Genomic DNA, 12,206 nt, shown 5'->3' on the forward strand with positions numbered 1-12,206 from the left:
CGACGTCGGTGTGGATCGCCATCTACGACCCCTTCGGCGGGACGATCTGCAGGTACATCGCCGTGAGGATGAGGTTGGCGAAGAACAGCAGGAGGAAGGTCAGGACCACGCCCAGGTTGACGGCGTCGCCGACCCCCTTGGGACCGCCCTTGGGATTCATACCGCAGTATGACGAGACGACTCCGGCGATGAGCCCGAAGACGAGGGCCTTGAGCGACGACATGATGAAGTCGGGCAGCTGGGCGAGCGCTCCGAACGACATGAGGTACGCGCCGGGCGTGCCGCCCTGCAGCAGGATGTTGAACACGTAGCCGCCGGCGATGCCGACGATCGAGACGAGTCCGTTGAGCAGGACGGCGATCAGCATCATGCCCAGCACGCGAGGGACCACGAGCCGCTGGACCGGGTCGATCCCCAGCACCCGCATCGCGTCGAGTTCCTCGCGGATGGTGCGGGCGCCGAGGTCGGCGGCGACCGCGGACCCCGCCGCACCGGCGATGAGCAGTGAGGTCACCAGCGGCGCCCCCTGCTGCACGACGGCGAGGACGCCAGTGGCCCCGGTGTAGGCCTCGGCCCCGAGCTGCTGGACCAGCGAGCCCGTCTGCATCGCGACGACCGCGCCGAACGGGATCGCCACGAGCGCCGACGGCAGGATCGTCACCGACGCGATGAACCAGGACTGCCCGATGAACTCACGGAACTGGAACGGTCGCCTGAAAATGCCCCGCAGCACCTCGAGGAAGAGCCGGAACACCTTGCCGGCCTCGCCGAACGCGGTGCGGACGCCGCCGCCGACGTCCGACGGCGACACCCCGGTCCTTCTCTCTGGCTGCTGGGTCGTGCCCTCCGCCATCTATTCTCCCCCGGCCTCTCCCGCCTCAGTTCTGATCAGAACCGTAGTGGTCGTCGAGCCCCGAGGGGCTCGCGCCTCCCGGCGTGGCGGCGTGTGCGGGGGTCGTGGCGGGCTCCGCGGCGGTGGTCGCGGAGGCGGCGTGGGCCGACTCCGCGGGCGCGGACTCCTGGGCGTGGGCGGGGGCGGTCGAGCGTCCGTTGCCGTGCCCACGGGCGGCCCACTCCGCCCGGATGGCCTCCTGGGCCTCGGGCGGCAGCGTGTCGAGCATCTCGGCGACCCGCTTCTCGCGGCGAAGCTCGCCCTGACGCTGCGGGCTACCGGGGGTCGGCTGCATCTGCGGCGGGACGCCCTTGACCTCGTCCTCGCCCGGGGAGCCGTCGTTGTGACCGGCCTCCGCGTGGGCCTGCTCCTGGCGCATCTGCGCGTCGTCCTTCTCCTCGGACATGCCGATGGGCCCGAGCTTCGACCCGCGCAGGAACTGGCGGACCGACGGCTCCTCGCTGGTGAGCAGCACCTCGCGCGGGCCGAACATCACGAGGTTCTTGCGGTAGAGCATGCCCAGGTTGTCGGGGACCGTGCGCGCGAGGTTGATGTTGTGCGTCACGATGAGGATCGTGGCGTCGATCTGCGCGTTGATGTCGATCAACAGCTGCGCGAGGTAGGTCGTGCGGACCGGGTCCAGGCCCGAGTCGGGCTCGTCGACGAGGATGATCTCCGGGTCGAGCACCAGCGCGCGGGCAAGGCCGGCCCGCTTCCGCATACCGCCCGAGATCTCGCCCGGCAGCTTGCCCTCGGCACCGGTCAGACCGGTGAGCTCCAGCTTCTCCATGACGATGTCGCGGATCTCGGACTCGGACTTACGGGTGTGCTCGCGCAAGGGGAACGCCACGTTGTCGTAGAGGTCCATGGAGCCGAACAGCGCGCCGTCCTGGAAGAGGACGCCGAACAGCTTGCGGATCTCGTAGAGCTCCTTGGCGGTGCACTGCAGGATGTCCGTGCCGTCGATGATGATCTTGCCGCGCTCGGGCCGCAGCAGGCCGATGAGCGACTTGAGGAAGACGGACTTACCGGTGCCCGACGGGCCGAGGAGCGCACTGACCTCACCCTCGGGGAGGGTGAACGTGACGTCCTCCCAGATCTTCTGCGAACCGAAGGACTTGGTCAGACCCTCGACGGAAACCTCGACACCCACGTCAACCACTCCTCACTGCAGCCATCATCTGTGGCCACGGTCACTGTAAACTACCGCTCCGTAGGCGTGCTTTGTTACATGACCCGGAAAAGTGTTCCGCTCGGATCGTCGAGAGTGCTCGCGGGCGTGGGGATGTGCCGGTCGTACAGACGCCGCAGGGGCGGCCCGGCGATGTCGCCGGGCCGCCCCTGTGGACGGTGGTGCGTCAGGTCACTTGAGGGTGACGGTGGCACCGGCCTCTTCGAGCTTGGTCTTGGCGGCCTCGGCGGCCTCCTTGTCGGCCTTCTCGATGATCGCCTTGGGGGCGGACTCGACGAGGTCCTTGGCCTCCTTGAGGCCCAGGCCCGACACGATCTCGCGCACGACCTTGATCACGCCGATCTTCTTGTCGCCGGCCGACTCCAGGACGACGTCGAACTCGTCCTGCTCGGCGGCGGCCTCGCCACCGGCAGCCGGGGCGCCGGCGGCGGCGACGGCGACCGGAGCGGCCGCGGTGACCTCGAAGGTGTCCTCGAACAGCTTCACGAACTCGGAGAGCTCGAGAAGAGTCATCTCCTTGAAGGCCTCGAGCAGCTCGTCGTTGCTGAGCTTCGCCATGGTGGCGTCCTTTCTGTTGGTCCCGGTGCCGTCAGACGGCCCGGAAGCAGGTGGGGTGTATCAGTTCTTCTTGTCCTGGAGCGCCGCGAACAGACGTGCCAGCTGCGAGGCGGGCGCGTTGAACAGGCCGGCGGCCTTGGCCTGGTTGCCCTTGAGGGCACCGGCCATCTTCGCGAGCAGGACCTCGCGGGACTCGAGCTCGGCGATCTTGTCGAGCTCGTCGGCGGACAGCGGGGCGCCGTCCATGACGCCGCCCTTGATGACGAGCGCCTTGTTGTCCTTGGCGAAGTTCTTGAGCGCCTTGGCGGCGTCCACGACCTCACCGGTGACGAACGCGATGGCGGTGGGGCCGGACAGGAGGTCGTCGAGACCCTCGACTCCGGCTTCCTCGGCCGCACGCTTGACCAGGGTGTTCTTGGCCACGGTGTACGTGGCCGCGTCACCCAGCGTCTTGCGCAGCTCGGTCACCTGGGGAACGGAGAGTCCGCGGTACTCGGTGACCACGGCGGTGGAGGAGTTCTGGAAGTGCTGCTTGATCTCCTCGACGGCCTGGACCTTTGCGGGCTTTGCCATGTTTCGCCTCCTTTCTGCATCATCTCGCCCGGGAGAGACACGAACGCCCCGTGCGCAGGTGGCACGGGGCGCGGAGGAGGCGGGCCCGCGGGCGCGCTGTCGTCTACGCTGACCGGTGTTCTCCTGCGCGGGCCGTCCGGGCGCTCCCGGACCCTTCGACCACCCCCGGCGGGAGTGGCGACCTGCGGTCTTCGGTGAAACTTGATCAGGCGCCCGGGAGCCTGGACCTCCGAGCGTTCAAACTTCGGATCCAAGGGTATAGGCGGCGGACGCCGCATACCAAATCGCCCGGGCCGGCCGCGAATGGCGGCAGGTCCGGCTTTCTGACAGATTGGTCCCGTGTCTCCAGCCTCCTCCCGCCTCGCCGTCGTCTATAACCCCACCAAGGTCGGAGTCGACGAGGTGCGCCGTCGCGCCACGGCACGGGCGTCCCGGCACGGGTGGACCGACCCCGTCTTCCTCGAGACCACGGAGGACGACCCCGGCACCGGTCAGGCCGCCGAGGCGGCGGCGCAGGGCGCCGGGCTGGTGATCGCGTGCGGCGGCGACGGCACCGTGCGCTCGGTCGCACAGGGACTGATCGGCACCACGGTGCCGATGGGCGTGGTTCCCCTCGGCACCGGCAACCTGCTGGCCCGGAATCTCGACATCCCCCTGGACGACGTCGACCGCGCGCTGCGGGTGGCCATGACCGGACGCAGCCGCGCCATCGACATCGGCGAGGTCCGCTACACGGACGGCGAGGGCGACTCCCACGACGACGTCTTCCTGGTGATGCTCGGTGCCGGGATGGACGCCGACATGATCGCCGGCACAGACGACGACCTCAAGGCGCGGGTGGGCTGGCTCGCCTACGTGGGCGCCTTCGCCTCCACCCTGCTGCGCGGCCACAGGATCAGGGTGGACTACTCCCTCGACGACGGCCCGCGGATCCAGACCCGCGCGAGGACCCTGCTCGTGGCGAACTGCGGGATGCTGCAGGCGGGGATGGTACTGCTGCCGGACGCGGTGATCGACGACGGCCTGCTGGACGTGATGGCCCTGCGCGCGAAGGGCGCGATCGGGTGGGCCAAGGCCGGCGCGGTCCTCGCGCAACACACCGTCCGCCACCGCCTCAGCGCGCTGCGCCGCGGCGGCGGTTCGTCCCACGAGCCCGAGCGTCACGAGACCCGCCCGGTGGACTTCCGCCAGGGCGTGAGTGTCATCGCGCGCATCCTCGAGAAGCCGGCCGCGTTCCAGATCGACGGCGAGGACTGCGGAACAGTCGCCGAGTTCTCCGCCCGGATCAAGCGGAGGGGCCTCGCGGTCCGCGTCGCGTACTGAACGCACCGCCGGGCCTCGGACGCGCATCAGGGGTCCCGACGGATCAGGAGCGCGAGGACGGCGCGGATCCGGAAAAGCGGTAGGCCCCGCGCCGGGGATTCCGGTCGCGGGGCCTTCGGCCGAGCTGGCTAGGAGCATGGGTCAGTAATGGCTCGAAGCGCGCCGAGAGTACGGCGGAGTGCGTGAGAGCGTTGCGCTCGGGCCGGCGTCACTGGCGGCCAGGTATTCGGTTTGCGAAGCCGCGGTGATGGCGTTCAGTCCGCGGGTCAGCCTGTAGGTCGCCCGGGCCTGCCGGTTCAGGCGATCTGGAGGCCGCCGAGCCCGGTGGCGCCGATATGACCGTGGAGCTTTCGCAGGTTGTGGCAGGCAGCGAGCAGTAGCCATTCACCGCGGGCGGCGTCCAGACCGCGAATCAGGAGTTGCTTGCCGTTCTGCAGGGTGCTCATCTGTCCGAAGACCGGTTCGACGATCGCTTTGCGCCGGGCGTAGACCGCTCGGCCTTTCTTCGTGGCGAGCTTGCGGGCCATGCGCTGCTTGTCCGTGGCGCTGGCCGGGATCGGTCCCCGGGGGGCGATCGGCGCCGGTTCCCCGCTGCGCTGTCGTCCGGTGGCGATGAAGAACTCGGTGCCCTGCTCGCCGGTGATCTCGGCGGAGGCGGCGAGGTTCGCGGCTGAGCAGTACCCGGCATCGGCGAGCATCTGCTTCGGGGCCTGCCCCGTGTTGCTGATGGCCTGCTCGGTCATGGGGATGAGGTTGCCGACGTCGGCGGCACAGTCGTTGACCTCGGCCGCCACGATGATCTGATGGGCGGCATCGACCACGGCCTGGCCGTTGTAGCACTGAGCGAACGACCCGTCCCCGGTGAGCATGATCTTCGACTCCGGGTCGGTGAAGTTGCGCTGGGCCTTCGGCCTGGGCGTGGCGCGCTCGGCGGCCTCAGCGGCCTTCTGCGCGACGGTGTCTTCGTCTTCGCCCTTACCGCGGGCCTTAGCCTCAGCCTTCTCCGCCGCATCGGCGGCGGCGTCGGCTTCCAGAGCAGCTTTGGCCTGGCGCAGCTTGACCAGGCGAGACTCTCGGCGGGCCAGCTCATCGGGCAGCTCGTCCCCGCGCCGGTTCTTGCCGAACTTGGCGTCCTCGGCCTTGTCGATGGCCTCGGCGGCGGCCAGCAGATCGGAGACCTCCTGGGCCAGTACCTTCTCCTTGTCCGTCAGCCGCGCGTACGACATGGCCTTGCGTTTGGAGGCGTTCGCCCGCAGCTTCGTCCCATCCAGCGCGACCTGTCCAAGCGTGACCATCCCGGCGGCCTGGCACAACGCCAACGCCTGCAAGAACAGGCTGCCCAGCGCGGCCAGGTGCCTCTTGCGAAACCTGGCGATCGCGCGGTAGTCCGGGGCCGCCCCGACCGCCAACCACCGGAAAGCGACGATGTCGGTGCACGCCTTCTCGATCCCGCGGGAGGAGCGCACCCCCGTGGTGTAGCCGAAGATCAGCAACCGCACCATCAACCGCGGATCGTACGGCGGGGCCCCGCGCCCCTCCTGGTAGGAGACGTAGATCCGCGATAAATCCAGGTGCTCATCGACCAAATCCGCCACGAACCGTGCCAGATGATCGGCCGGAAGCCAGTCATCCAGCGACGGCGGCAGCAACAACCCCTGGCCCGGGTCGAACGCCCGAAATGTCTTGCCTGCGCCCACCGGCTCGACCTCGCCCTGCCGGTCAGCCCGCTCGACGCGGAACTCCTCGGCGGCGAACAACCCTTCCTCGCCCATGACGACAATTATCCCGCCGAACCCGCCCCATCAGCGGACCTGAACTGGCGTGTTACTGACCCACGCTCCTAGCTCACTCCGAGTCGGTGCCGGCCTCGAGGAGCTTCGAGATCGCCTGCGTGTCGACCGGGATGCCGGGGCCGGTCGTGGTGGAGATGGTGATCTTCTGCAGGTAGCGGCCCTTGGAGGAGGACGGCTTGAGGCGCATGATCTCGTCGATCGCGGCCTGGTAGTTCTCCGTGAGCTGCTCCGGCGTGAAGGATGCCTTGCCCACGATGAAGTGCAGGTTGTTGGCCTTGTCGGTGCGGAAGGTGATCTTGCCGCCCTTGATGTCGTTGACGGCCTTGGTCACGTCCATGGTGACGGTGCCCGTCTTGGGGTTGGGCATGAGACCACGCGGGCCGAGAACGCGGGCCACACGGCCGACCTTGGCCATCTGGTCCGGGGTGGCGATCGCTGCGTCGAAGTCGAGCCAGCCGCCCTGGATGCGCTCGATGAGGTCGTCGGAGCCCACGGCGTCGGCGCCGGCGGCCTCGGCCTCGGTGGCCTTCTCGCCCGCGGCGAAGACGATCACGCGGGCGGTCTTACCGGTACCGTGCGGAAGGTTCACGGTGCCACGGACCATCTGGTCCGCCTTGCGGGAGTCGACGCCAAGTCGCATGGCGACCTCGACGGTGGCATCCATCTTCGTCGAGGAGGTGTCCTTGGCCAGGGCCATGGCTTCCAGAGGCGAGTACAGCTTGGTGCGGTCGACCTTTTCAGCGGCGGCCTTGTAGGCCTTGCTGTTCTTGCTCATGTCTCATCCATTCCTGCCGCGTCACTCACGCGGCGGTCGGGTGTGGTTCGGGCCTGAGCTGCCCTCCCACGCAGTGCTTGGGGGTGGAGGTCAGCCCTCGACCGTGATGCCCATGGAACGTGCGGTGCCGGCGACGATCTTCGCGGCCTGGTCGATGTCGTTGGCGTTGAGGTCCTCCAGCTTGGTCTGCGCGATCTCACGAACCTGGTCCATGGTGACCTTGCCGACCTTGGCGGAGTGCGGCGTGCCGGAGCCCTTCTGCAGGCCGGCGGCCTTGAGGAGGAGCTTGGCGGCCGGCGGCGTCTTCAGCTTGAAGTCGAACGACCGGTCCTCGTAGACCGTGATCTCGACCGGCACGACGTTTCCGCGCTGGTTCTCGGTGGCGGCGTTGTAGGCCTTGCAGAACTCCATGATGTTGACACCATGGGCACCCAGAGCCGGGCCGACCGGCGGGGCCGGGTTGGCAGCGCCGGCCTGGATCTGGAGCTTGATGAGCCCTGAGACCTTCTTCTTCTTCGGAGGCATCGTCTTCCTGATTCTTCGACTGGATCTCGGCACCGCGCTGTACACGCGGGAGGCCGACTGTCGTGTGCACCCCGTCCCCGCCGTCCCACCGTGAGGCGGGCATGCGGCGACACAAGCGCAACCTAGGAGAGTTTACGTGTTGCACGCACGCAACGACTAATCGTGGGCGCGGACCGCTCCCCTGGACACCTCCGGTGCGGAGACGACGAACCCGCCCCACGCTGGGCGCGGGGCGGGTCGCCGGAGGTCGCTGCGGGTCAGTCGATCTTCTCGACCTGGTTGAAGCCGAGCTCGACCGGGGTCTCGCGGCCGAAGATCGACACGAGCACCTTGAGCTTCTGGGCGGCCGGGTCGACCTCGGAGATCGACGCCGGCAGGGTGGCGAACGGGCCGTCCATGACGGTGACCGACTCGCCCACCTCGAACTCGACCTCGACGTTCTGCGGAACCAGCCCGGCGTCGCCGTCGGCGGCGCCCTTCTTCTCCGGCTTGGGCGCCAGGAACTTGGCCACGTCGCTCAGGGAGAGCGGGGTGGGGCTGCCGCCCTGGCCACCGGTCGCGCTGACGAAGCCGGTGACACCCGGGGTGTTGCGCACGACGCCCCACGACTCGTCGTCGAGCTCCATGCGCACCAGCACATAGCCGGGCAGGACCTTGCGGTTGGCGGTCTTCTTCTGACCGTTCTTGACCTCGGTGTACTCCTCCACCGGGACCTCGACCTGGAAGATCTTGTCCTCGGCGCCGAGGGTGACGGCGCGGGTCTCGAGGTTGGCCTTCACCTTGTTCTCGTACCCGGCGTACGAGTGGATGACGAACCAGTCGCCGGGCAGCTTGCGCAGCTGGCGCTTGAACGCGATGACCGGGTCGATCGCGGGCGCGGCCGGAGCCTCCTCGGCCGGGGCATCGTCGCTCTGCAGGGCCGACTCGTCTAGCTCGGCCTCGGCGACGTCCTCGTCACCCTCCTCGACGATGTCGCCCTCGACGTCCTCGTCGAGCTCGGTGGGCTCGGCGTCGGTGGCGGCGTCCTGGTCGAGCTCGGCGCCGGCCGCGACGGTCTCGTCCTCGGCCTCGGGATCGGTGGGCCCGGCGTCGACGGACTCGGCGGGATCCGCGGTCGTGTCACCGGGCACCGCGTCGGCCTCGCTCGCGGCCTGCTCGGCGGCGGCCTGCTCGGCGTCCTCGGCCCCGGGGCTCTGATCGATGTCGCTCACGGAAAATGCGGTCCTCTCGAAGTCGGCGGTCCGGATCTCACCCCGGACCTTCAGCGGCAGGTCTCTAGCGGTCGAAGACGAGCTCGACGAGCTTGCCCGCGCCGAAGTCGACGCCCGAGACGAGCGCGGTCATGAAGATGAGGAACAGGAACACCACGATGGTGTAGGTGACCATCTGGTTGCGCGTGGGCCAGATGACCTTGCGCAGCTCCTCGACGACCTGCTTGAGGTACTGGAAGGGATTCGCGCGGGCGGTCCGCGTGTCCTCCGGCTTGTCCGCGTCCGTGCGGACCCGGCCCGCCACGGCCGTGTCACCACGACCGGCCTTACCCGTGGGAACGGCGGCGGCCTCGGAGTCGCGAGCGCCGCGGGTGTCGACGTCGTCGTCGCGATCCTGGCTCACGCGGCTACCTCCGGGTCGTCTGGCTTGCGGGGAAGTGCAGGGGCGACAGGACTTGAACCTGCAACCTGCGGTTTTGGAGACCGCTGCTCTGCCAGTTGAGCTACGCCCCTTCGGCCGGTTTCCCGACCACCCGTACCGTCCCGCGTAGCGGACCGCACGGTCGCCTCGACTCTACAGTGTCGGCGACTGCCCGGGGGCAGCTCGGGTCGCGACCACGTTCGGTCGGGCATCTCAGTGTACGACAGCCGCCCCGGCGCCCCGAAATCGGCTCCCCCGGACCTCTCAGTCCCCGAGCGCGACTGTGACGATCGCCTTGCCGAACACCTTGGCCCCGCCGCTGGTGACGACCAGCGCGACGTCGGCGCTCGAGCCGTCCTCGGCGACCTTCTTCACCGTCCCCGCCACCTCCAGGAGCGCGGGGGCGTCGGCCGGCACCACCACGGGCGCGGCGAACCGGAACGAGGTGGCCAGGACGCGGTCGGCGCCCCCGGCCCACTCGGCGACGACCCCGATCGCCAGGGCCGACGTCAGCATCCCGTGCGCCACCACACCGGGCAGACCGAGCGCGCGGGCGGCCCCGTCGTCGAGGTGGATGGGGTTGTGGTCCCCCGACGCCTCGGCGTAGCGACGCAGGTCCTCCCGCCGGACCGGCACTGTCCGCGGGGGCAGGGCGTCGCCGGCCGCGGGACTCGTCGTCGTCGCCCCCGTCGCCCCGGTCGTGCCCTCCGGCCCGGTCGTCTCCTCCGGCCCGGTCACGCCTCCACCTCCGCGGTGAGCAACGCGCTGGTCAGGGTCTGGACGGGCTCGCCATCGGCGTCGCGCAGCACCGTGTCGAAGCCGATCATGCGCCCGCCACGCGCCGACCGCACGCCGGTGACCGTCGCGGTGGCGGTGAGGACGTCACCCACCCGGATCGGCCGGTGGTGCTCGCTCGACTGGGCGGTGTGGAGGGTCCGCGCGAGGTCGATGCGCAGCGCGGGGTGCTCCATCACCGCGCGTTGGACCGGGGCGGTCAGGGCGGCGGCCAGCGTCGCGGGGACCTGACCGGCGGGCGCGCCGACGGCCTCGGCGAACCGTGACACCACCGCGTCGGTCACGGTGACGGGATCGGCGACGACGACGAGGTCATCAGCGTTGTCTGTGCTCACAGCCCCTGACGCTACCCGAGGGCGTGTGCGCGGAACCGCCCATGCGAGCGGGTGGGGCCTCCTACGGTGAGGGCAGTCCAGCAGGAGGTGCGGCGTGAGCCATGACGAGTCGAGCGAGCGGTCCGGACGGGCGCCCGGCGCGGTGACGCCGGTGGAGGGCCACGGCGGGTCCCATGCCACGGCGGTCGCGGCCGCCCACGGGGTACGGACCATGTTCACCCTGTCCGGCGCGCACGTGTTCCCCATGTACGACGCCGCGGAGAAGGAGGACCACGGCATCGCACTGCTGGACGTGCGGCACGAGCAGACCGCCGCGTTCGCCGCCGAGGCCACCGGCAAGCTCACCCGCTCCCCCGGGCTGGCCGTGCTCACCGCCGGGCCGGGCGTCACCAACGGGGTGTCCGCGATGGCCCAGGCGTCCTTCTCCGGCGCGCCGATGGTGGTGATCGGCGGACGCGCCCCGGCCGGGCGCTGGGGCACGGGCAGCCTCCAGGAGTTCGACCACGTGCCCGTCGTCGCGCCGGTGACCGTGTCCGCCGAGACCGCGCGCGACACCGCCGACATCGCCGCCGCCACGCACCGCGCGTTCACCGCCGCCCGCACCGCGCACCGCGGGCCCGCGTTCCTCGACGTGCACATGGACCACTTCTTCGACCGGTGCACCTCCGTGCGACCCGGGCCGGACCACTCCCCGGGTACCGACCGCCTCCCCGACACCGACGCGGTCGACCGCATCGCCGACCTGCTGCTGGGCGCGGAGCGGCCGGTGCTAGTGCTAGGTTCGGACGTGTGGGCGGACGGCGCCGAGGACGCGGCGCTGCGCTGCGTGGAGACGCTCGGGCTGCCGGTGATCCCCAACGGGATGGGCCGCGGCATCGTGCCCGCCGGCCACCGGCTGCTCGTGGGCAAGGCCCGCGGCATGGCGTTCGGCGTGGCCGACGTGGTGATCGTCGTGGGTACGCCCCTGGACTTCCGGCTGAGCTACGGCGTGTTCGGCGGCAAGGAGGGCGCCACGCCCGCGACCGTCGTCCACATCGCCGACTCCCCCGGTCAGCTCAGCCATCACGCCTCGCCCGCCGTCGCGACCGCGGGGGACCTGGAACTCGTGCTGGACGCGCTGGTCAGCTCCGTCGAGCGGAAGGTCCGGACCGGCGCGCGGCGTCCGGACTGGGGCGGGTGGGCGACAGCGCTGCGGGAGAAGGCCGACGCCGCCCACACCGCGGACCTCGAGTTGTTCTCCGCGGCCGCCGACCCGATCCACCCCGCGCGGATCTACGGCGAACTGCTGCCGCGGTTGGCGGAGGACGCGGTGGTGGTCGGCGACGGCGGTGACTTCGTCTCCTACGCCGGCAGGTTCATCGATCCCGCCCGGCCCGGTAACTGGCTCGACCCCGGCCCGTTCGGCTGCCTCGGCGCGGGCCTGGGGGCGGCGATCGCGGCCCGGATAGCCCGCCCCTCGAGCCAGGTGGTGCTGCTGCTCGGCGACGGCGCCGCCGGGTTCTCGCTCATCGACGTGGACACGCTCGTGCGGCACCGGCTGCCCGTGGTGATGATCATGGGCAACAACGGGGCATGGGGGCTGGAGAAGGGGCCCATGCAGATGCTGTACGGCTACGACGTGATCGCCGACCTCGCTCCGCGTACCCGGTACGACGAGGTGGTGCGCGCGCTGGGCGGTGCCGGCGAGATGGTGACGGATCCCGCGCAGATCGGTCCGGCCCTGGATCGCGCGTTCGCCAGCGACGTGCCGTATCTGGTGAACGTGGTGACGGACGTGGAGGCCATGTACCCGCGCTCGACCTTTGGAGTGTGA

General features: G+C 70.0%; 13 protein-coding genes and 1 tRNA gene. 2 read left to right on the forward strand and 12 right to left on the reverse strand.

Annotated elements, in window-relative coordinates; genetic code table 11:
- Positions 1–22: 22 nt before the first annotated feature.
- From VYL96_RS12060 to rplJ, 4 genes are all read right to left on the reverse strand, one after another.
- Entirely contained in the window at positions 23–853 is an 831-nt protein-coding gene (locus VYL96_RS12060) for an MlaE family ABC transporter permease (RefSeq protein ID WP_061228423.1), read from the reverse strand.
- A gap of 25 nt (positions 854–878) precedes the next feature.
- On the reverse strand, positions 879–2,045 hold the full coding sequence (locus tag VYL96_RS12065) for an ABC transporter ATP-binding protein (RefSeq protein WP_131885320.1): 1,167 nt from the start codon (positions 2,043–2,045) through the stop codon (positions 879–881).
- Positions 2,046–2,255: 210 nt separating this feature from the next.
- Entirely contained in the window at positions 2,256–2,642 is a 387-nt protein-coding gene (rplL, locus tag VYL96_RS12070) for a 50S ribosomal protein L7/L12 (RefSeq protein WP_061228425.1), read from the reverse strand.
- Positions 2,643–2,702: 60 nt separating this feature from the next.
- Positions 2,703–3,215 carry a 50S ribosomal protein L10 gene (gene rplJ / locus VYL96_RS12075; RefSeq protein WP_061228426.1) on the reverse strand — a complete coding sequence of 171 codons (513 nt, stop codon included), beginning with the start codon at positions 3,213–3,215 and terminating at the stop codon, positions 2,703–2,705.
- Between the two features lie 339 nt (positions 3,216–3,554).
- Between rplJ and VYL96_RS12080 the strand changes: the two genes are divergently transcribed.
- Positions 3,555–4,538, forward strand: a complete 984-nt coding sequence (locus VYL96_RS12080) for a diacylglycerol/lipid kinase family protein (protein ID WP_131885321.1) — start codon at positions 3,555–3,557, stop codon at positions 4,536–4,538.
- Positions 4,539–4,834: 296 nt separating this feature from the next.
- Here the strand turns inward: VYL96_RS12080 and VYL96_RS12085 are convergent, their stop codons facing one another.
- The 8 genes from VYL96_RS12085 to hadA form a co-directional block, all read right to left on the reverse strand.
- Positions 4,835–6,310 (reverse strand): IS1182 family transposase, encoded by a 1,476-nt coding sequence (locus VYL96_RS12085; RefSeq protein ID WP_329437490.1) that lies wholly within the window; start codon positions 6,308–6,310, stop codon positions 4,835–4,837.
- A gap of 73 nt (positions 6,311–6,383) precedes the next feature.
- Positions 6,384–7,106 carry a 50S ribosomal protein L1 gene (gene rplA, locus VYL96_RS12090; RefSeq protein WP_131886250.1) on the reverse strand — a complete coding sequence of 241 codons (723 nt, stop codon included), beginning with the start codon at positions 7,104–7,106 and terminating at the stop codon, positions 6,384–6,386.
- A 90-nt stretch (positions 7,107–7,196) separates the two neighbouring features.
- Positions 7,197–7,631: a 50S ribosomal protein L11 gene (gene rplK / locus VYL96_RS12095; protein WP_061228429.1), complete on the reverse strand. Its 435-nt coding sequence runs from the start codon at positions 7,629–7,631 to the stop codon at positions 7,197–7,199.
- Positions 7,632–7,888: 257 nt separating this feature from the next.
- The gene (gene nusG, locus VYL96_RS12100) at positions 7,889–8,842 is read right to left on the reverse strand and encodes a transcription termination/antitermination protein NusG (protein ID WP_131886249.1); all 954 of its coding nucleotides are present in this window, start codon (positions 8,840–8,842) and stop codon (positions 7,889–7,891) included.
- Positions 8,843–8,906: 64 nt separating this feature from the next.
- Positions 8,907–9,245 (reverse strand): preprotein translocase subunit SecE, encoded by a 339-nt coding sequence (secE, locus tag VYL96_RS12105; RefSeq protein WP_109148710.1) that lies wholly within the window; start codon positions 9,243–9,245, stop codon positions 8,907–8,909.
- Between the two features lie 37 nt (positions 9,246–9,282).
- Positions 9,283–9,355 (reverse strand) — tRNA-Trp (locus tag VYL96_RS12110).
- A 172-nt stretch (positions 9,356–9,527) separates the two neighbouring features.
- Positions 9,528–10,001 carry a MaoC/PaaZ C-terminal domain-containing protein gene (locus VYL96_RS12115; RefSeq protein WP_131886248.1) on the reverse strand — a complete coding sequence of 158 codons (474 nt, stop codon included), beginning with the start codon at positions 9,999–10,001 and terminating at the stop codon, positions 9,528–9,530.
- A complete protein-coding gene (gene hadA, locus VYL96_RS12120) occupies positions 9,998–10,393 on the reverse strand; it encodes a (3R)-hydroxyacyl-ACP dehydratase subunit HadA (protein WP_063971823.1) in 396 nt (131 codons plus the stop codon). The genes VYL96_RS12115 and hadA overlap by 4 nt, the downstream gene beginning before the upstream one ends.
- A gap of 142 nt (positions 10,394–10,535) precedes the next feature.
- Between hadA and VYL96_RS12125 the strand changes: the two genes are divergently transcribed.
- Positions 10,536–12,206, forward strand: a complete 1,671-nt coding sequence (locus VYL96_RS12125; RefSeq protein WP_063971930.1) for an acetolactate synthase — start codon at positions 10,536–10,538, stop codon at positions 12,204–12,206.

Origin of the sequence: Dietzia maris (assembly GCF_036287335.1) — a bacterium.
GTDB lineage: Bacteria > Actinomycetota > Actinomycetes > Mycobacteriales > Mycobacteriaceae > Dietzia > Dietzia cinnamea.

Excerpts from the sequence above, each read along its gene's own strand:
- VYL96_RS12060 (WP_061228423.1), bottom strand. The coding sequence starts at position 853 with ATGGCGGAGGGCACGACCCAGCAGCCAGAGAGAAGGACCGGGGTGTCG.
- rplL (WP_061228425.1), bottom strand. The coding sequence starts at position 2,642 with ATGGCGAAGCTCAGCAACGACGAGCTGCTCGAGGCCTTCAAGGAGATG.
- rplJ (WP_061228426.1), bottom strand. The coding sequence starts at position 3,215 with ATGGCAAAGCCCGCAAAGGTCCAGGCCGTCGAGGAGATCAAGCAGCAC.
- VYL96_RS12085 (WP_329437490.1), bottom strand. The coding sequence starts at position 6,310 with ATGGGCGAGGAAGGGTTGTTCGCCGCCGAGGAGTTCCGCGTCGAGCGG.
- rplA (WP_131886250.1), bottom strand. The coding sequence starts at position 7,106 with ATGAGCAAGAACAGCAAGGCCTACAAGGCCGCCGCTGAAAAGGTCGAC.
- rplK (WP_061228429.1), bottom strand. The coding sequence starts at position 7,631 with ATGCCTCCGAAGAAGAAGAAGGTCTCAGGGCTCATCAAGCTCCAGATC.